Raw genomic sequence first — 18,177 nt, forward strand, 5'->3', positions numbered from 1 at the left:
CGGCCGGGTCGTTCGGCCACGTAGGTGCCTCGGCGCGGCGGCGGTGACCGTCGGTGGTGGGCGCCGACACAGCGCTTGCCGGCGCGGTGGGGAGTTTGCCCATCCGGCACCCGGCCTTCACACAAACGACGCCATGGATTGGTACGGCGGACCATCCCTCTCTTGTTACTTGTGTGTTTCCGCCACATAGCTCGTGGGTGACGTCACTTCTAGCGTGAGCCGTCACGAAGAAGTTCTCTCCCTCTGAGTCCTCATGTGGAGTCGCAATGACGGTCCGGACGACGCGGCGGGCGTTCCTCTCCGCCGCCACGATGATGGCCGCGGCGCTGGCCGCCACGGCCTGTGGCAGCCCGCAGGACACCGCCACCGGCGGCGGCGACAGTGCCGCGCCGGTCAAGGTCGGCCTGGTGTACTCCCAGTCGGGAGCCCTGGCCAGCTATGGAAAGCAGTACATCGAGGGGTTCAAGGCGGGGTTGGACTTCGCCACCCAGGGCACCGGCAAGGTCGGTGACCGGAAGATCGAGCTGACCGAGGTCGACGACGCGGGCGACCCGGCCAAGGCGGTCTCCGCGGCGAAGGACCTGATCGGCAAGGGCACGAAGATCATTGCTGGCTCCACCGCCTCTGGTGTGGCGCTCCAGGTGGCGCCGATCGCGGCGCAGAACAAGGTGCTGTTCATCTCCGGCCCGGCCGCCACGGACGCGGTGACCGGCGCGAACAAGTACACCTTCCGCTCCGGTCGGCAGTCCTACCAGGATGTGGTGACCGCCAAGTCGTTCATCGGGGACCCCACCGGCAAGAAGGTAGTGGTCTTCGCCCAGGACGGTGCGTTCGGTGACGCCAACGAGGCGGCCGTCAAGGCCGTCATCGGCAGTGCGGGCGCGACAGTGAGCAGCGTGCGGGCCCCGGCCAGTGCCACCGAGTTCACCCCGTTCGCCAGCCAGATCAAGGCCGCCAAGCCGGACCTGCTCTTCGTGGCGTGGGCGGGCACTACCGCCCCGGCCATGTGGCAGACCCTCGACCAGCAGGGCGTTCTCTCGTCCACCACTGTCGTCACCGGCCTGGACATCCGCGCCTCGTGGCCGACCTTCGGTGCTGCCGGCGCGAAGATCTCCTTCCTGTCGCACTACTTCGACGGTGCCAGCGACACCGAGGCCAGCAAGGCGCTGAAGGCCAAGGTCAACACCATTGACCTGTTCCACCCGGACGGCTTCGCCGCCGCGCAGATGGTGGTCCGGGCCGCGCAGGAGGGTGGGGACGACGTCGACAAGATGGTCACCGCCCTGGAGGGCTGGAGCTTCGACGGGGTCAAGGGCAAGATGACCATCCGGGCCGCCGACCACGCGCTGCTCCAGCCGATGTTCCAGGCCAAGCTGACCGGCAGCGGCACTGCGTTCACCGCTACCGCGCAGAAGAGCCTCACCGGTGACGAGACCGCGCCGCCGGCCGTGGCCATGAAGGGCTGACCATGCTCGCCACCCGCGGTCTGACCTGGCGGATCGGTGAGGTCGCCATCGTCGACAGCGTCTACCTCGATCTGGCGCCCGGGGAGTTCCTGGGCGTCATCGGGCCCAACGGCGCCGGTAAGACCTCACTGTTCAACCTGATCACCGGTCTGCGCCGGGCCACCGAGGGCCGGATCGTTCTGGACGGGCAGGACATTGGCGCGCTTCCGCCGCACCGGCGGGCCCGCCTCGGTCTGGGCCGTACCTTCCAGGCGTCCTCGGTCTTCGGCTCGCTCAGCGTGCGGGAGAACGTCCGGCTCGCCGTGCAGGCGCACCGCGGGGGCTCGATGGCGCTGTGGCGGCGGGCGGCGGCCGACCGGGAGGTCGCCGCCGCCGCCGACGCGGCGCTCGACCGGGTCGGCCTCGCCCACCGGGGTACGGCCCTCGCCGGCACCCTGGCCCACGGCGAGAAGCGCAAACTGGAGATCGCCCTGCTGCTCGCCGGTGAACCGCGGGTGATGCTGCTGGACGAGCCGATGGCCGGGGTCAGCGCCGAGGACGTGCCGGAGCTGGTCGCCGTCATCAAGTCGTTGACCGGCGACAGCGGCCGGGCGGTGCTGATGGTCGAGCACCACATGGACGTCATCCTGGAACTGGCCGACCGCATCGCCGTCATGCACCACGGCGCGCTGCTGGCCTGCGACACCCCGGAGACGGTGATGGCCAACCCCACAGTGCAAGAGGCCTACCTGGGGGAGTCGCTCTGATGGAACCGATCCTCAGTGTGGAGGAGCTGTCGGTCCGGATCTCCGGGCTGCACATCCTCCAGGGGGTGTCCTTCACTGTCGCCCCGACCGGTGTGACAGTCCTGCTCGGTCGCAACGGTGTCGGCAAGACCACCACGCTGCGCGCGATCGTCGGCCTCACCCCGCCCGCCGGGGAGGTCCGCGGCACCATCCGGATGGGCGCGCAGAGCCTGCTGGCCCGGCCGACGCACCGGCTGGTCCGCGGTGGGCTCGGCTACGTGCCCGAGGACCGCTGCGTGTTCGCCGGGCTCACCGTCGCGGAGAACCTGCGGCTCGCCGAGCGGCGGGGCACCACCCCGGCGTACGACAAGGTCTTCGCGCTCTTTCCGGAGCTGGACCGGCGCGGACGGCAACGGGCCGGTTCGCTCTCCGGCGGGCAGCAGCAGATGCTCGCCATCGGTCGGGTGCTGCTCAACGACAACCGGCTGCTGCTCGTCGACGAGCCGACCAAGGGGTTGGCGCCGAAGGTGGTGACCGAGGTGGCCGAGGTGTTGGAACGGGTCGCGGAGTCGGTGCCGGTGCTGCTGGTCGAGCAGAACCTGGCCGTCGTACGCCGACTGGCCCGCGACGCGGTCGTGCTGGCAGCCGGCAAGGTGGCCTGGACCGGCGACGCCCACGAGTTGCTGTTGGAGACCGCGTTGACGAAGTCGCTGCTCGGTGTCGGCTCGGCGGAGGTGGCCACGCCGAGCGCGAGGAGTGAGCTTGCGAGCCCCGCAGCCGCGAGGGAGGACCAGCTCTGATGGGCACCGTGATCCTGTTGGCGTTGACCGGGCTCGGTCTGGCCGCGCTGTACTTCCTGGTCGCCTCCGGCCTGTCCCTGGTCTTCGGCCTGGCCGACGTGCTCAACTTCGCGCACGGGCTGTTCCTCGGCGTCGGCGCGTACGGCACCTGGTGGGCGGCGGGCAACCTGCCGGGCGCCGGCCCGGACGGGTTCGGCTTCGTGTTGGCTGTCGCCTTCGGGGTGGCCGCCGGCACGCTGGTCGCGATCCTGGTCGAGCTGGTGCTGATCCGCCCGCTGTACTCCCGCACCATCGAACAGGTGCTGGTCACCGTCGGGCTGTCGCTGGCCGGGGTGGCGTTGCTCCAGGCCACCTGGGGTGCGGACGCCCGGCCGTTCCCGCGTCCGGACTGGACCCGGCAGGTGACCGGGATCTTCGGCGCGCAGGTGCCGAACGGTGGCCTGCTGCTGATCATCGCGGCGGTGCTGGTGCTCGGCGCGATCCTGGCGTTCCTGCGGTGGACCCGGTACGGCCTGGTGATCCGGGCCGGGGTGGAGAACCGGGAGATGGTGACCGCGCTGGGCATCGACGTCCGCAAGGCGTTCACGCTGGTCTTCGCGATCGGTGGGGCGGCCGCCGCGCTCGCCGGCGCGCTCGGCGGGGTCTACTTCGGCACCGTCTCGCCCGGGCAGGGCGGCTCGCTGCTGATCTTCGCGTTCATCGTGGTGGTGATCGGCGGAATGGGCTCGGTGGTCGGCTCCGCGTACGCGGCGGTCGTGGTCGGGCTGGTGCAGCAGTTCGTCAACTACTACGGCACGTCCGGGCTGGGCGACATCTGCGTGGTCGGGCTGCTGGCTGTGGTGCTGCTGCTGCGCCCGCAGGGCATCGCCGGAAAGGTGGCAACGGCATGACGGTGATCGACGCGCCTCGCGCACAGGTGCCCGACGAACTGAGCCCGCAGCGGGGGCGGTGGCACCGGGTCCGCCCGTTCCTGCCGCTGGTCGCACTGGTCGTGCTGGCGATCCTGCCGTACTCGACGATCTCCCTGCCGGGGATCTTCGAGGGGCCGGTCAACTCACCCGGCACCCTGCAACTGCTCGCCATCTGCCTGATCTTCGGCGGGCTGGCGGCCGGGTACGACCTGCTCTTCGGCCGGACCGGGATGCTCTCCTTCGGGCACGCGCTGTACTTCGCCGCCGGTGTCTACGGCACCGACATCCTGGTCACCCGGGCGGGTCTGCCGCTGTGGCAGGCGGCGCTGCTGACCGTCACCGGCGGCACCATCCTCGCCGCGCTGCTCGGCGCGGTGGCGCTGCGGACGGTGGGCATCGCGTTCGCCATGGTCACGCTGGCCTTCGCCCAGGTGGGCGCGATCCTGGTGGCCCGGGACTTCGGCGGGCTCACCGGTGGCGAGGAGGGCCTGCCGCTGGACGTGTCGGGGCTGCCCGCCGGGCTGGTGGGGGTGACCAACACGGTCAACCTCTACTGGTTGGCGCTGGCGTACCTGACCCTGGTGGTCTTCGTGGTGCACCGGGTGAGCGGGTCACCGACCGGTCGGGTGCTCGCCGGGCTGCGCGACGACGAGCGGCGGATCGGTGTGCTCGGGTTGGACCCGTACCGCTACAAGCTGGTGGCGTTCACCCTGGCCGGCGGCTTGGCGTCGGCGGGCGGGGTGGTCTACGTCCTGATCGTCGGCGGCGCCTCACCGCACATCACGTCCTCCGAGCTGACCCTGTCGCTGCTGGTCATGGTGGTGCTCGGCGGGCCGGGCACCCGGTGGGGTCCGGTGCTCGGTGGTGTCCTCTACATGTACCTGGATCACCGGCTCACCGCCTTCGGCACGAGTGACGCGGTGGACAACCTGCCGGCCGTCCTCAGCCGTCCGCTGAGCCAGCCGCTGTTCGTCCTGGGCACGGTCTTCATCCTGGCCGTCTACTTCTTCCCCGGAGGCCTGACCAGCCTGGCCCCCCGCCTGACCCACCTGACCCGAGCCCTCCGCCCCCCACGACGCCGCTGACCGCGTTGATCAAGAGGTTTGCGTCGGAATCCGGCCGAATGATGACGCAAACCTCTTGATCAACAGGGGGATGACGGACGGCGCTGGTAGAAATGCCGGGTGGAGACAGCAGAGCGGGCAGCGGTACGGGAACGGGCCGAGGCGGTGCTGCGCCGGCTGGCCGGTGACCACGCCCGGCTGCGCGAGGATCAGTGGCGCGCCATTGAGGCGCTGGTCGTCGACCGGCGGCGGGTGCTCTGCGTCCAGCGCACCGGTTGGGGCAAGTCGGCTGTTTACTTCGTGGCCACCGCACTGCTCCGGGACCGCGAGCAGGGCCACCAGGCCGGGCCGACCGTCATCGTCTCGCCGCTGCTGGCGTTGATGCGCAACCAGGTCGAGGCCGCCGCGCGGGCCGGCATCCGGGCCCGCACGATCAACTCGGCGAACCTCGACGAGTGGGACGAGATCACCGCCGAGATCCAGACCGGCGCGGTGGACGTGCTGCTGATCAGCCCGGAACGCCTCAACAACCCGGATTTCCGCGACGGCGTCCTGCCGAAGTTGGCCGCCACCACCGGCCTGCTGGTGGTCGACGAGGCGCACTGCGTCTCCGACTGGGGGCACGACTTCCGACCGGACTACCGGCGGCTGCGGACGTTCCTCGCCGAGCTGCCCGAGCGCACCCCTGTGCTGGCGACCACCGCCACCGCCAACGCCCGGGTCACCCAGGATGTCGCCGAGCAGCTGGGCGATGCCCTCATCCTGCGCGGCACCCTGGACCGCGAGTCGCTGCGCCTCGGGGTGCTCGACCTGCCCAGCCCGGCGCACCGGCTGGCCTGGCTCGCCGACCACCTGGACCAGCTGCCCGGCTCGGGCATCGTCTACACGCTGACCGTGGCGGCAGCGGGGGAGACGGCCGAGTTCCTGCGCTCCCGGGGCTACCCGGTCGCCTCGTACAGCGGGCAGTCCGACGACGCCGACCGCCGGGCCGCCGAACAGGACCTGCTCGACAACAAGATCAAGGCATTGGTCGCCACCAGCGCCCTCGGCATGGGCTTCGACAAGCCCGACCTGGGCTTCGTCGTCCACCTCGGCGCGCCACCCTCGCCGATCGCGTACTACCAGCAGGTCGGCCGCGCGGGCCGCGCCGTCGAGCACGCCGAGGTGCTGCTGCTGCCCGGCGTCGAGGACGCCGCGATCTGGCGTTACTTCGCCTCGCTCGCGTTCCCACCGGAGCAGCAGGTCCGGGCCGTGCTGGCCGCCCTGCACACCGACCGCCCGCTCTCCACCCAGGCGCTCGAACCCCTCGTCGACCTGCGCCGGGCCCGGTTGGAGCTGATGCTCAAGGTGCTCGACGTGGACGGCGCGGTCCGCCGGGTGCGCGGTGGTTGGCTCGCCACCGGCGAGCCGTGGGTCTACGACGAGGCCCGGTTGCGCCGCGTCGCCGAGGCGCGCACCGTCGAGCAACAGGCCATGCGGGAGTACGCGACGACGTCCGACTGCCGGATGCGGTATCTACGGGAACGCCTGGACGACACCGAGGCGGCTGACTGCGGCCGATGCGACAGGTGCGCCGACCCACTCTTCGCCGCAGACGTGTCGACGGCCGCGCTCGCCGCCGCGCAGACCTTCCTGGGTCGACCCGGCGTGGAGATCGCGCCGAAGAAGCTCTGGCCGACCGGGCTCGACGCGGTGGGCGTACCCCTCAAGGGCCGGATCGCCCCCGCGGACCAGGCGCTGCCGGGTCGGGCCGTCGGGCGCCTCTCCGACCTGGGCTGGGGTGGCCGGCTGCGTGCTCTCGTCGGCCCGGAAGCGCCCGACGCGCCGGTGCCCGACGACGTCGCCGGCGCGGTCGTGGAGGTGCTGAAGGCGTGGGCGCACGGCGACGCCCCGTGGCCCCGTCGGCCGGTGGCGGTGGTCGCTGTCGGTTCCCGGCGGCGGCCCCGGCTGCTCGGCTCGCTGGCGGAGCGGATCGCCACAGTGGGCCGGCTGCCGCTGCTCGGCGAGGTCACCGCGGCCGGCCCCGACGGCCCGGCCGGGCCGCGCGGCAACAGCGCCCAACGGGTACGCGCGCTGCACGACGCCTTCACAGTGCCGACCGACCTGGCCGACGCCCTGGCCGGGCTGGACGGCCCGGTGCTGCTCGTCGACGACCTGATCGACTCGGGCTGGACGATGACGCTGGTGGCCCGGGCCCTACGCCGTGCCGGCGCGACCGACGTGCTCCCGCTCGCCCTCGCCGTGGCCGGCTGACCCGCTGCCGTCCGGTTGGGTGGGAAAGTTCCCGGGCGGTGTGGAATGCGACCGTCGCCACGCTGTCCGGGCGTCGGCCTGACGCGGCCGGACGCGGCGGTACCGTGGGCGGCATGACCGACCAGCAGCCCGTCCGCCGCGCGTGCGCCGGCACGGACCCGACCGCCGACGGCGAGGCCGGTCAGGCGCTGGGCGTCGGTCGTGACTGACCAGGGCCCCGCCGAGCCGGACCGGAGCACTATCAGGCTGGCGCTGGTGGTCGGCGGGCTGGTGCTGGCGGTGCTGCTCGGCTTCGGGCTCGGCCGGCTGAACGACAACGGTGCCGTCACCGGCAGCCCGTCGTTGGCCGCCGAGCACACCGACCCACCGGGCGTCGCGCCGCACAACCACGGCAGTGCCACCACCACCGATCAGGGCGCGGCCACCGAGCCGGGCGGTCTGGCGGTCAGCTCGGCCGGGTTCACAGTGGTGCCCCTGGCCACCGAGTTCGCGGCGGGTCGCCCCGGTCAGCTCCGCTTCCAGGTGCGCGACGCGCAGCGCCGGCCGGTGACCCGGTTCGCCATCGTGCACGACAAGCCGATGCACCTCATCGTCGTCCGGCGGGACCTGACCGGTTACCAGCATCTGCACCCGACCATGGCGGCGGACGGCACCTGGTCGGTGCCGTTGACCCTCGCACAGCCCGGCCTCTGGCGCGCGTACGCCGATTTCACAGTGGTCGCCGACAACGGCGCCCAGACCGCGGTCACCCTCGGCACGGACCTGGTAGCACCCGGCGACTATCGGCCCCGTCCACTGCCGGGGCCGACCACCTCGACGACCGTGGACGGCTTCACCGTCGGCTACGAGGGCACGCCGCAGGTCGGGGCGACAGTGCCGCTGACCTTCCGGGTCGACGGTGCTGGCGGCGCAGCCCCGCTGGAGCGCTATCTCGGGGCGTACGGGCACCTGGTGGCGTTGCGCGAGGGCGACCTCGGCTACCTGCACGTGCACCCGGAAACCGAGTTGGTGGACGGTCAGATCAGGTTCTGGTTGACCACCCCCGGCCCGGGCCGCTACCGCCTCTACCTCGACTTCCAGGTGAACGCCGAAGTCCGAACCGCCGAATTCACCCTGACCGTCCCCTAGGCGCACCGGCCCTCCGCCACCTTCCTTGCGTTGATCATGAAGTTATTGCCACTCGCCGCGGCGTGTCTTGGCAATAACTTCATGATCAACGGGAGCGGAGCGGGGGCGGGGATTTAGCCGGCTCGGCGGATGGGGCGGCGGGCCAGGTAGCGGAGCAGGTCGCGGATGTGGTGCTTCTCCTCGGCGGGGACCGTGGGGTCGGCCAGCCGGTCCAGGATGGCCCGGACGTCGGCCTCGACCGGGCCGTCGTCGTGGCGGCGGCGGGGCACGGGGCCGGCGTCGGGCAGCCCGAGCGCGCGGAACGCGGCGGCGACCGGCAGATCCAGCGCGGCGCAGAAGCCGCGCACCTTGGCCAACTCGGGATAGTCCTGCCAGTCACCGGCCAGCCAGCGGAAGACGGTGGAGCGACCCACGCCCGTGTGCGAGGCAAGATCAGTCACGGTCCAGCCACGTTCGTCGCGAGCGTCATCGATGGCGCGCCGGACGAAGCGGGCGAAGGCCATCTGCGGTGATACGTCGGCGGATCCCATCCCTGTGTGTCTTCCCCTCCCACCGGAGCACCGGGACGATGCGCCTTCCGAGGGTAGTACGCCAGGAGCCGGAAACAATTGACTGACCGCACAAACTGTCCCGTGGACGAGACTTTCTCCGGAAGCGTGTGTGCAGAACGAAAATTGCATCGAGCGATCTTCATCGTTCTTCTACTAGGCTCGGTGCCCGTCCCGACATCGCGTCTGTCGCCTGCCGCCTCCGACCGGACCACCGCCGAGGAGCACCATGGCCGAATCGAGCCGCCCCCAGCCGTACCAGCCCGGTGCGGTGAGCCTCTTCTTCGTCGCCAAGGCCGGCGTCTTCGCCGCCGCGTTCTGGATCTGGTTGCTGGTCCTGGTGCTCCGCACCGACTCCGCGACCGGTCTCCAGGTGCTGGCCGCCACCGGCACCATCACCACCACGCTCGTCGCGGTCCTGCTCGGCGCCCGGATGGCGTTGCAACAGAACGCCGCCATCCGGCACGCCGAAGTGAAGAGGCTACTGGTCGACATCTCCTGGAACGCCTTCGCGGCGGCTGGCAACGCCGAGACCGGGGGCAAGGTCGTACCATTCCCGACCGCACCGGGCGACGGTGAGTGGGCCACCCAGCGACCCGCCGTGGACCGGGTGTCGGTCCTCGACCGTGGTGCCAGCGAGCGCAACGGTGGCCGGGACCGCCGACGCCAGCCACCCAGGAGCTAGGGCCTGTTTCATAAGAACTGGCCGGCCTGCGGCAGGCCCGGACGACGACCGGCGGCGTTGCGGTTTCGTCCGGATACAACACCGGTATCCGGACGAAACCGCGCCTTGCCGGATCGCCGCCCGGACTCCGCCTCGGCTCGACCGCCCTTATGAAACGGGCCCTAGGACGCCTCTCCGGTGGCCAGCAGGGTCTCCAGCCGGGGAGTGACCTGCCACTGGTCCACCAGCTCGCGGTACTCCGCGAGCTGCGGCTCGGTTGCCTCGGCACCGGTGCGACGGGCGCGGATCAGCAGGTTACGCGGGGTGTGCTGCGAGTCCACGAACTCCACCACCTCGGTCCGGTACCCGTGCGCCCGCAGCAGCCCGGCGCGCAGCGCGTCGGTGAGCACGTCGGCGAAGCGCTCGCGCAGGATGCCCTGCCGGGTCAGCAGCTCGTACGGGGCCGGGGCGGGGTGGGCGCGGAGCTGCTTCGCCAGATCGTGGTGGCAGCACGGCGCGGCCAGCACCCAGCGGGCCTCCCAGCGCACCGCGCGGGCCAGCGCCTCGTCGGTGGCGGTGTCGCAGGCGTGCAGCGCCAGCACCAGGTCGGGGGCGGGGTCGACGACGGCGTCGGCGATCGTCCCGGCCACGAAGCTGATCTGCTCGGCCCAGCCCAGCCGCTGCGCCAGCTCGGTGTTGCGCCGCCGCTGGTCCTCCCGGACGTCCACGCCGACCAGCTGGACGTCGAGCCCCCGACTCGTCAGGTAGCGGTACGCGGCGAACGTCAGGTAGGCGTTGCCGCAGCCGAGGTCGACCACCCGCAGCGGACCGGTCAGGTCGTCGGGCAGGGTCGCGGCCAGGGCCCGCAGGAACGCGTCCACCTGGCGGCGCTTGGCCGCCGAGCCGCCGATCTCCGCGAAGATCGGGTCGCCGGGGTCGAGCAGGTATTCCTTCGTCCGGTCGTTTCCGGTGGGCGTCGCCGCCGGGCGGGACGCCGCGGCCCGGTGCACCTGCGCCTCGCCGGACTTGGTCACCCGCAGTTGGAGAGTCGCGTCGGCCGTCTCGACGTGCCAGTTGCCGAACGGCTCGGCGAGCAGTTCGTCGATCGCCGCAGCGGCCTCCGGACCGGAGGCGAGGTTGCGGGTGTAGGGGCGCGCACCGTCGGACGTGGTGATCTGCATCCGGGGCCCGGCCTTGAGCCGCACCGGCCGCAGCTCGGCCCGGTCAACGGTGGGGCGGCGACCGCGTCGACGTCCGGCGGCGACCGCCCGGGTCAGCGCGGGGTCGAGCAGCAGCGCCCGAACCTCGGTCAGGGCGGCGTCCAGTGGTTGCGGCATCGTTCCATCTTCGGCAGGTGGGGTGGGAGAAGGGAAATCCCCCGCGCCGCGCGAGGCGGTGCGGGGGATGTCAGGTGTGGCTGGTGGTCAGTCCGCGGTCGCCTCGGCCGGCGTGTCCGCACCGGAACCGCCACCACGGCGGCGGCGTCGGCGGCGCGGCTTGGACGCCTCCCCGTCGGACGCGGTGGCCGGCTCGGAGGGGCCGGCGTCGGCGGAGATCACTGCGGTCGCCTCGGCCGCGACCACCTCGCCGGCCCGGCGACGACGCCGGCGGCGGGGGGTACGGGTGCCTTCGTCGGCGGCGTCGGCCGCGGGTGCCTCGGCGACGGCCGGCGTGTCGGCGTCGGAGCGGTCGCGGCGGCCATCGCCCCGACCACGGCGCTCGCCGCGACCCTCACCACGGCTCTCGCCGCGTCGGGGGCCCCGACCACCACTGTCGCCCCGGCGGGAGCGGGTCGTCCCACCCAGATCCTCTTCGATCTCGGCGGACAGCCCGGCCCGGGTGCGCTCGGCCGTGGGCAGCGTGCCGCTGACCTCGGTGGAGATGTGCAGGTCGGTGTAGAGGTGCGGCGACGTGTGGTACGTCTCCGGCGGCTCCGGCATCTCCAGACCGAGGGTCTTGTCGATGATCCGCCAGCGCGGCATGTCGTCCCAGTCGACGAAGGTCACCGCGACACCGGTCGCGCCGGCCCGGCCGGTACGACCGATCCGGTGGGTGTAGGTGTCCTGGTCTTCCGGGCAGTCGTAGTTGATGACGTGGGTGACGCCGGTGACGTCCAGCCCACGGGCCGCCACGTCGGTGGCGACCAGGATGTCGATCTTGCCGGCCCGGAAGGCCCGCAGTGCCCGCTCGCGGGCGCCCTGGCCGAGGTCACCGTGCACCGCGGCGACCGCGAACCCGCGGAAGTCGAGGTCCTCGGCGACCCGGTCGGCGGCCCGCTTGGTACGCGTGAAGATCATGGTCAGCCCACGCCCCTCCGCCTGGAGGATGCGCGCCACCACCTCGACCTTGTTCATCGAGTGGGTGCGGTAGACCAACTGCTGCGTCTGCGGCGACGGGCCGGTCTCGGCGGTGTGCCCGGCGTGGATCGTCATCGGCTGGCGCAGGAAGCGCCGCGACAGGGTGACGATCGGGTCCGGCATGGTGGCCGAGAAGAGCATCGTCTGCCGGTCTTCCGGAAGCATCGCCAGGATCTTCTCGACGTCGTCGAGGAAGCCCAGGTCGAGCATCCGGTCGGCCTCGTCGAGGACGAGTGCGTGCACCCGGTCGAGCCGGAGGTGCTTCTGCTTCTGCAGGTCCATCAGTCGGCCAGGCGTGCCGACCAGAATCTCGACGCCCTTGCGCAGCGCGTCGATCTGCGGCTCGTAGGCCACGCCGCCGTAGATCGGCAGCACCCGGACGCCACGCGTCCGGCCGGCGGCGGCCAGGTCCTTGGCGACCTGGATGCCCAGCTCACGGGTGGGGACGACAACCAGCGCCTGGGGAACACCGTCGCTGCCCTCGCCCGGGGCGAAGACCCGGTCGAGCAGCGGTACGCCGAAGCCGAGGGTCTTGCCGGTGCCGGTGGGCGCCTGACCGATCAGGTCGACGCCGCGCAGCGCGATCGGGATCGCGTACTCCTGGATGGCGAAGGCGCGGGTGATGCCGGCCGAGGCCAGGGCCTCGACGGTCTCGGCGCGGGCGCCGAGTGCGGCGAACGTGGGGGCCTCCGGTCGAACCGGGGCGGTGGGGGCCAGTTCCTGGCCGTCCAGCAAATCTTGAGTCAGGTCGCTCATGTGGATGTGGGGGTGCCCTCTCGTGGGTGCGCCCGTCATGTCCTCAGGGCGCGTTCGGTATGACGCGGGCCACACGGTCGGCGGCAGATTGCCGAGCCGGACCGGGCCGCACGCGCGCCGCGGGCTGAGCTTCGATCAGATCGGCGCCCACGGCAACTGCTCCATGTTACCTGAACAGGCATGTCCCCGTCGCGATTCCCGGTCGGCCACTCGCCACGCGGGGCAAGTAAATGTGACCTACGCCACACTAATTACGCGCCGCCCATCCCGTCGACCTTGATCGTGAAGTTGCGCTGGGGTGCGCGGGACGCGCGCCAGGGCCGGTGCGCGATAGCCTGCCGCTCGTGTCCGGTTCCGCGTACGCCGACCTGCTGGGTCTGGTCGCCTTCGGTGAGCTGCTCGCCTTCGAGCGGATGGCGGGCGATGCCCGGCTCGCTCCTGACCTGCGCCGCCGGGCCGCACTGAACGAGATGGCCGCGGCCGAGATTGCCAACTACCGGCGCCTCGCCGACCGGCTCACCGCGCTGGGCGTACCGCCGGAGGTTGCGATGGCGCCCTATGTCGAGCCGTTGCAGGCGTACCACGATTCGACCGAGCCACGGGACTGGGCGGAAGTGGTCACCAAGGCGTACGTGGGCGACGCGATCACCGACGACTTCGTTCGCGAAATCGCCGATGCGCTGGAGGAACCGGACCGGGCGCTGGTGCTGGACGTCCTGCACGACTCCCGGTACGCGGATTTCGCCGCGGCGGAGATCCGGGTGGCCGTCGCCGACGACCCCCGGGTGGCTGGTCGACTCTCGATGTGGGCCCGCCGGCTGGTCGGCGAGGCGTTGTCCCAGGCCGGCCGCGTCGCCGCCGAGCGGGCCACCCTCACCGCGCTGATCGCGCGCGACGGCCGGGTCGACGTGCCAGGGCTGTTCGGCAGGCTCACCACGGCGCACACGGCGCGGATGGCCGCCGCCGGGCTGAACAACTGACCACCCGGGCGGGTCGGCCGGTGCCGGCCTGCGGCAGGTGGGCCGAGTGCCGACCTGCCGCGATGGCCGGACCGGTCAGCGGACGGTGAACCCGACCGCCCGGGACGACGCCTCGGCGATCTCGACGTAGGCGACCTTCTCGACCGGAACGATGACCCGCCGGCCCTTCTCGTCGGTCAGGGAGAGCGTGCCGCCGTTGCCGGCGAAGGCGTCGGTCACGATCTGCTCGATCTCGGCCGGCGACTGCGCGCTGTCCACTACCAGCTCGCGTGGCGCGTACTGCACGCCGATCTTGACCTCCACTGTGCCTCCTCAACTGGGGCGAAAGAACCGCCCTGCGAAGGCTATCCGATCACGGGGCCAGCGGTCAGGCTGACTCACCTTGCAGCGGGAAGCTCGCGATGCCCCGCCAGGACAGCGCGGCCACCAACGCCTCGGCCTCGGCCTTCGGCACCTGCCGGCCGCCGGCCAGCCAGAACTGCGCGGCCGTCTCCGCTGCGCCGACCAGCCCGGAGGCGAGCAGCTCGGCGTGCGCCCGGCTCACCCCGGTGTCGGAGATGATGGTGTCGGTGATCGCCGCGATGCACCCCTGCTCGACCCGCTCCACCCGCTGCCGCACGGCCGGGTCGTTGCGCAGATCCGACTCGAAGACGAGCCGGAACGCCTCGCTCTCGTGGTCGACGAAGTCGAAGTACGCCCGTACCGACGCGCTGACCCGCTCCTTGTTGTCGCTGGTACCGCGCATCGCGTCCTGCACCTGAGCGACGATGGCGTCACAGTGCGTGTCGAGCAGCGCCAGGTAGAGATCCATCTTTCCGGGAAAGTGTTGGTAGAGCACCGGCTTCGAGACCCCCGCCCGCTCGGCGATGTCGTCCATCGCGGCGGCGTGGTAGCCCTGCGCGACGAACACCTCCTGCGCCGCAGCGAGAAGCTGCTTACGACGCGCGGAGCGGGGCAGGCGGGTGGGCCGGCCAGCGGTCTGTGCACCGTTCCCCGCAGCGGTCATGGGATCCTCCGAGTTCTCCGTACGAGCCGGCATTTTCCCCCCAGACCGGGCGAGGCCCGTGACCTCGGTCGTGGAAATGGCCCGCCGCTGTAACTTATCGCCACTCTCGGCACACGGTAGCCTCAGCGGGGGCGACCAAGGAGCGCGCGGTGAGTGAAACAGGGCAACCCGGAGCCGCCACCCCGGGAGAGCACGGTGACGGAGCGGGTCAGCACGACGACCCGAGCCGTTCCGTCAGTGGGTGGGCGCCTCCGGCGGGTGGGTGGCCCCGAGCCGCCGACCGCGAGGACGCCCGGGATGAGGCGCCGCGCTGGCAGCCCGACCCCGCGTCGGGCTGGCGGACCTCCTCGACACGGCACGGCGATCTGCCATCGCCGCTGGTCGGACGGTCAGGCGACCCCGAGTCGCCGGCCCGCACCAACGGCCACCACGTCAACGGCGCGCACCACCCGGACGACGTCAACGGCGTCCACCACACCGGTCTCGAACCGCCTGCGGGACGCGCCACGCCGGTGAGCGCCCCGCCCGGGTTGCCCGCCGAGGGTCGCCCCGGGGTGGCCAGCGACCGGCTCGTGGTGCCCGCCCAACGTCCCGCACCGCCGACGGAGCAGGGTGCCGTCGAGCCCGACCCGGGCCCCGCCCCACACTCCACCGTCGATCCGGCTGCCACGCACCGTGCCCGCTGGGCCGAGCCCGGGTTGCCCACCTCGGCCCCACCGGCCGTCCAGGTGCCGCCCGTCGGCACCGCGGCGTCGGGTTTCGAGGTGCCGCCCGGTTTCCACGCGCCGACCGGCGAGCGGCTGGCCGCCGACGAGAGTCCGACCGCGCCACGCGACTGGCGGGACCCGCTCGCACCCGAGCCCGCGGCGGCCTCGGGGCGCACCCCGGGCCCGGCCGCGTCCGCCGACGAGGGCGAGCCCGGTCGCGCTGGCGAAGGCTCCCGGCCGGCAGAGGCGCATCGCTCCGGAGAGGCGCATCGCTCCGGAGAGGCGCATCGCACCGGGGACGCACACCGTCCCGGTGAAACGCACCGGGCCGGGGAGTCGTCGGCCATCGAGCCCGACTGGTCGGGGCCGAGCTGGAACCGCCCGAGCTGGGGTGGCGGGTGGGCCCCGCCCTGGTCCCGCCAGGACGACGAGCCGGCTGGCCCGACAGCACGGGACGAGCCGGCGCCGGACTGGGTCGGCGAACCCCACCAGCCGTACGAGCCGGTGCGCGCCGAGGTGCCCCGCCCGTACGAGCCGGTGAGCGTCGATCCGCCGCGGGCGTACGAACCCGGCCGGGGCGAGTCCGAGTCCACCCCGGAACGCCCCGCCGAACCGACCAGCGCACCACCGGCTGACCGGCCGTCCTGGGCGGGTGGTGCGACGCCGACCAGTGGTCCACCGGCTGACCGGCCGTCCTGGGCGGGTGGTGCGACGCCGACCAGTGGTCCGCCCGCTGACCGGCCGTCCTGGGCGGGGTCCGGGGCGACCGGCGGACCCCGGCCCGACCGTCCTTCCTGGGCTGGCGGGGCCGATCCCGACCCCACCAGCGCGTCGCCCGCGCGGCCCTCCTGGGCCGGGGGGTCCGATCCGACGCCGACCAGCGTGCCGCCGGTGCGGCCGTCCTGGGCCGGCGGGTCCGAGGCGGCGACCAGCGTGCCGCCGGTACGACCGTCCTGGGCTGGCGGGTCCGAACCGCCCGCGAGCAGCGCGGCGTCGACGCGACCGTCCTGGGCCGCTGGTGCCGATCCGGCACCGGCCAGCTCCCCGTCGACGCGACCCTCCTGGGCCTCCAGCCCCGCATCGGCCGACCCGCCCGCACCGGCCGAGGCGATACCTCCGGCACCCGCCGGCCCGCCTCCGGCTCCGGCCGGGCCACCTCCCACGCTGACCGACACGCCACCGGCTCCGGCAGGCCCGTCGCTGGTCGCCGAGCGCGCGTCCTGGACCGGTGGTTCGCCGACGGCGAGCAGTTCCCGGGCCGAGCGGCCGGACTGGTCCGAGGGTCGGCTCCCGGCCACCCCGGTCGAGCGCCCGTCGTGGCCGGCCAGCCGGTCGGCCAGCGCCGGTGGGGGCGACGGAGGCGAGACGCCCGGTCGGTCCCGGCCCGACGTCCGACCGACCGCACCGTTCCGGCTCCGGCCGGCGACACCCGAGCCCGGTCCGTCACCCGTCGAGCCGCCCCCACCGGCCGCGCCGGTCAACGGCTTGCCATCGACTGACGCCACCCCGTCCTCCACCGCGGCGGTCCCGCCCACCGCCACCAAGGGTTCCGGCCGCCGCGATCAGCCCGTACCGGCGTCCGCCTCCGCCTACGCGGCGCGCCGATCCGCACCCGACCCGACGTCGCCGGCCGACGATGGCCGGCCGTCGGCTGCGAGCGCGGCGGTGCTGCCGCAGCGCGTCCCCGCGGAACCGGACGTGCCCGTCGTGCCGGAGCCGCCAGCCGTGGAGCCACCCGCCGAAACTCCAGAACTCGCCCGCATCGCCACTCACCTGCGCCGGGACGACGAGCCGGCCCCCCTGCGCGAGCGCCCCGAGGGGTTCGATGTCAACGCCATCCTGGACGCCGTCCGGGAGGTGGCCGGTGTCCGCGACGCGGCCCTGCGCCGTACGCCGGCGGGAGCGCACAGTCTGCGACTGGACCTGGCCGACGGCGCCGATCCGGCCGAGGTGAGCCGGCAGGTGGCCCGGCTGCTCCAGGAGCGGATGGGGTTGGCCGCGGCCCCGCAGAACGTGCCCGGTCTGCCCAGCACGCCACCTCCACCGGTTCGCCGTCGCGCGGCTGAGGCCGCCGAGCGGCGTACCCCGGAGACTCGAAACGCGGCTTCGCGCGATGGCGGCGAGGTTCGGTCGGCCGAGTCGCCGACGGTCGTCCGTCCGTCCGGTGGTCGGGTCGAGTCCCCGCCGTCCGGCCCGGAGCAGCGGACCGGCACGGATCCGACGCGCCGCCGCCGGTCGAACGCTCCGCACCGGGGGCGCGCCACGGTGGAGGAACCCGGGTCGGTCTCGTCCGCGCCGACCGGCGCCGCGACCGGTAGCCCGGCGACGCTGGGCACGTCGTACTCCGGTGGTCAGGTGACCACGACGGAGTCGGCGCCGTCCCGGCCGCTGGAGACCGGCGGTACGCCGGGGCCCCGGGTGGTGATCGACCACGTGCAGGTCAGCACCTTCGGCCTGGACGCGAACGTGGAGGTCCGGCTGCTGGCCGGGGGCGACAGCGCCTCCGGGTACGCCACCGGGCCGGCGGTTGACGGCTACGTGTTGCGGCTCTGCGCGGTGGCGGCGGCGGCCGCGGTGGACGAGTTGCTGCGCGGTGCCGAGAACGCCGAGCGGGGGCGCTGTTTCGTCGAACACGCGGCAGTGGTGCCGTTCGGCAATTGCGAGGTGGCCACCGTGGTGGCGCTGCTGGTCTGTGAGGGCTGGGTCGAGCAGCTCGCCGGGTCGGCCCTGGTCGCGGGTGATCCGCGTCAGGCGGTGGTCCGGGCGACGCTGGCGGCGGTCAACCGTCGGCTGGAGGCGCTGCTGTCCTGAG

At 72.9% G+C, this 18,177-nt stretch carries 14 protein-coding genes and 1 pseudogene; 10 read left to right on the forward strand and 5 right to left on the reverse strand.

Features of this window, described 5'->3' with window-relative positions:
* The first annotated feature begins 266 nt into the window (after positions 1-266).
* The 7 genes from GUI43_RS15210 to GUI43_RS15240 all read left to right on the forward strand — a co-directional run bounded on the left by GUI43_RS15210 (position 267) and on the right by GUI43_RS15240 (position 8,347).
* Positions 267-1,466 carry a substrate-binding domain-containing protein gene (locus GUI43_RS15210; protein WP_112699098.1) on the forward strand — a complete coding sequence of 400 codons (1,200 nt, stop codon included), beginning with the start codon at positions 267-269 and terminating at the stop codon, positions 1,464-1,466.
* Between the two features lie 2 nt (positions 1,467-1,468).
* Positions 1,469-2,212 carry an ABC transporter ATP-binding protein gene (locus GUI43_RS15215; protein WP_112584733.1) on the forward strand — a complete coding sequence of 248 codons (744 nt, stop codon included), beginning with the start codon at positions 1,469-1,471 and terminating at the stop codon, positions 2,210-2,212.
* Entirely contained in the window at positions 2,212-2,991 is a 780-nt protein-coding gene (locus GUI43_RS15220) for an ABC transporter ATP-binding protein (protein WP_181518617.1), read from the forward strand. Before GUI43_RS15215 ends, GUI43_RS15220 begins: the two co-directional genes overlap by 1 nt.
* Positions 2,991-3,881, forward strand: coding sequence for a branched-chain amino acid ABC transporter permease (locus GUI43_RS15225; RefSeq protein ID WP_112584735.1), 891 nt, complete (start codon positions 2,991-2,993; stop codon positions 3,879-3,881). Before GUI43_RS15220 ends, GUI43_RS15225 begins: the two co-directional genes overlap by 1 nt.
* The gene (locus GUI43_RS15230) at positions 3,878-4,987 is read left to right on the forward strand and encodes a branched-chain amino acid ABC transporter permease (protein ID WP_112604044.1); all 1,110 of its coding nucleotides are present in this window, start codon (positions 3,878-3,880) and stop codon (positions 4,985-4,987) included. Before GUI43_RS15225 ends, GUI43_RS15230 begins: the two co-directional genes overlap by 4 nt.
* A 99-nt stretch (positions 4,988-5,086) precedes the next feature.
* Positions 5,087-7,219, forward strand: a complete 2,133-nt coding sequence (locus GUI43_RS15235) for a DEAD/DEAH box helicase (protein ID WP_112699099.1) — start codon at positions 5,087-5,089, stop codon at positions 7,217-7,219.
* 201 nt (positions 7,220-7,420) lie between these two features.
* Positions 7,421-8,347, forward strand: coding sequence for a DUF8832 domain-containing protein (locus GUI43_RS15240; RefSeq protein ID WP_112699100.1), 927 nt, complete (start codon positions 7,421-7,423; stop codon positions 8,345-8,347).
* A gap of 113 nt (positions 8,348-8,460) precedes the next feature.
* On the opposite strand, the gene GUI43_RS15245 is transcribed toward GUI43_RS15240, so the two are convergent.
* The gene (locus GUI43_RS15245) at positions 8,461-8,877 is read right to left on the reverse strand and encodes a helix-turn-helix domain-containing protein (protein WP_112699101.1); all 417 of its coding nucleotides are present in this window, start codon (positions 8,875-8,877) and stop codon (positions 8,461-8,463) included.
* 247 nt (positions 8,878-9,124) lie between these two features.
* On the opposite strand from GUI43_RS15245, the gene GUI43_RS15250 reads away from it, so the two are divergent.
* A complete protein-coding gene (locus GUI43_RS15250; RefSeq protein WP_112699102.1) occupies positions 9,125-9,580 on the forward strand; it encodes a hypothetical protein in 456 nt (151 codons plus the stop codon).
* 161 nt (positions 9,581-9,741) lie between these two features.
* Here the strand turns inward: GUI43_RS15250 and GUI43_RS15255 are convergent, their stop codons facing one another.
* Positions 9,742-10,896 carry a class I SAM-dependent methyltransferase gene (locus GUI43_RS15255; RefSeq protein WP_112584740.1) on the reverse strand — a complete coding sequence of 385 codons (1,155 nt, stop codon included), beginning with the start codon at positions 10,894-10,896 and terminating at the stop codon, positions 9,742-9,744.
* 87 nt (positions 10,897-10,983) lie between these two features.
* Positions 10,984-12,672, reverse strand: a complete 1,689-nt coding sequence (locus GUI43_RS15260; protein ID WP_112584741.1) for a DEAD/DEAH box helicase — start codon at positions 12,670-12,672, stop codon at positions 10,984-10,986.
* 344 nt (positions 12,673-13,016) lie between these two features.
* On the opposite strand from GUI43_RS15260, the gene GUI43_RS15265 reads away from it, so the two are divergent.
* The gene (locus tag GUI43_RS15265) at positions 13,017-13,652 is read left to right on the forward strand and encodes a ferritin-like fold-containing protein (RefSeq protein WP_225855318.1); all 636 of its coding nucleotides are present in this window, start codon (positions 13,017-13,019) and stop codon (positions 13,650-13,652) included.
* A gap of 75 nt (positions 13,653-13,727) precedes the next feature.
* Here GUI43_RS15265 and GUI43_RS15270 read toward each other — a convergent pair whose 3' ends face one another.
* Together GUI43_RS15270 and GUI43_RS15275 are read right to left on the reverse strand one after the other, a co-directional pair.
* Complete coding sequence (locus GUI43_RS15270) at positions 13,728-13,955, reverse strand: DUF3107 domain-containing protein (RefSeq protein ID WP_088950288.1); 228 nt, start codon at positions 13,953-13,955, stop codon at positions 13,728-13,730.
* A gap of 64 nt (positions 13,956-14,019) precedes the next feature.
* Entirely contained in the window at positions 14,020-14,658 is a 639-nt protein-coding gene (locus GUI43_RS15275) for a TetR/AcrR family transcriptional regulator (protein ID WP_030489514.1), read from the reverse strand.
* 1,805 nt (positions 14,659-16,463) lie between these two features.
* Between GUI43_RS15275 and GUI43_RS15280 the strand changes: the two are divergent.
* Positions 16,464-18,176 (forward strand): annotated as a pseudogene (locus GUI43_RS15280) (hypothetical protein); the annotation flags it as partial.
* Between the last annotated feature and the right edge of the window lies 1 nt (position 18,177).

This window comes from Micromonospora noduli (genome assembly GCF_003264365.1).
GTDB classification, from domain to species: Bacteria; Actinomycetota; Actinomycetes; order Mycobacteriales; family Micromonosporaceae; genus Micromonospora; species Micromonospora noduli.

Bases quoted from the DNA above. Each gene is read 5' to 3' on its own strand.
- GUI43_RS15275 (WP_030489514.1), bottom strand. From the start codon at position 14,658: ATGACCGCTGCGGGGAACGGTGCACAGACCGCTGGCCGGCCCACCCGC.
- GUI43_RS15255 (WP_112584740.1), bottom strand. From the start codon at position 10,896: ATGCCGCAACCACTGGACGCCGCCCTGACCGAGGTTCGGGCGCTGCTG.
- GUI43_RS15220 (WP_181518617.1), top strand. From the start codon at position 2,212: ATGGAACCGATCCTCAGTGTGGAGGAGCTGTCGGTCCGGATCTCCGGG.
- GUI43_RS15245 (WP_112699101.1), bottom strand. From the start codon at position 8,877: ATGGGATCCGCCGACGTATCACCGCAGATGGCCTTCGCCCGCTTCGTC.
- GUI43_RS15215 (WP_112584733.1), top strand. From the start codon at position 1,469: ATGCTCGCCACCCGCGGTCTGACCTGGCGGATCGGTGAGGTCGCCATC.
- GUI43_RS15260 (WP_112584741.1), bottom strand. From the start codon at position 12,672: ATGAGCGACCTGACTCAAGATTTGCTGGACGGCCAGGAACTGGCCCCC.
- GUI43_RS15250 (WP_112699102.1), top strand. From the start codon at position 9,125: ATGGCCGAATCGAGCCGCCCCCAGCCGTACCAGCCCGGTGCGGTGAGC.
- GUI43_RS15225 (WP_112584735.1), top strand. From the start codon at position 2,991: ATGGGCACCGTGATCCTGTTGGCGTTGACCGGGCTCGGTCTGGCCGCG.
- GUI43_RS15210 (WP_112699098.1), top strand. From the start codon at position 267: ATGACGGTCCGGACGACGCGGCGGGCGTTCCTCTCCGCCGCCACGATG.
- GUI43_RS15230 (WP_112604044.1), top strand. From the start codon at position 3,878: ATGACGGTGATCGACGCGCCTCGCGCACAGGTGCCCGACGAACTGAGC.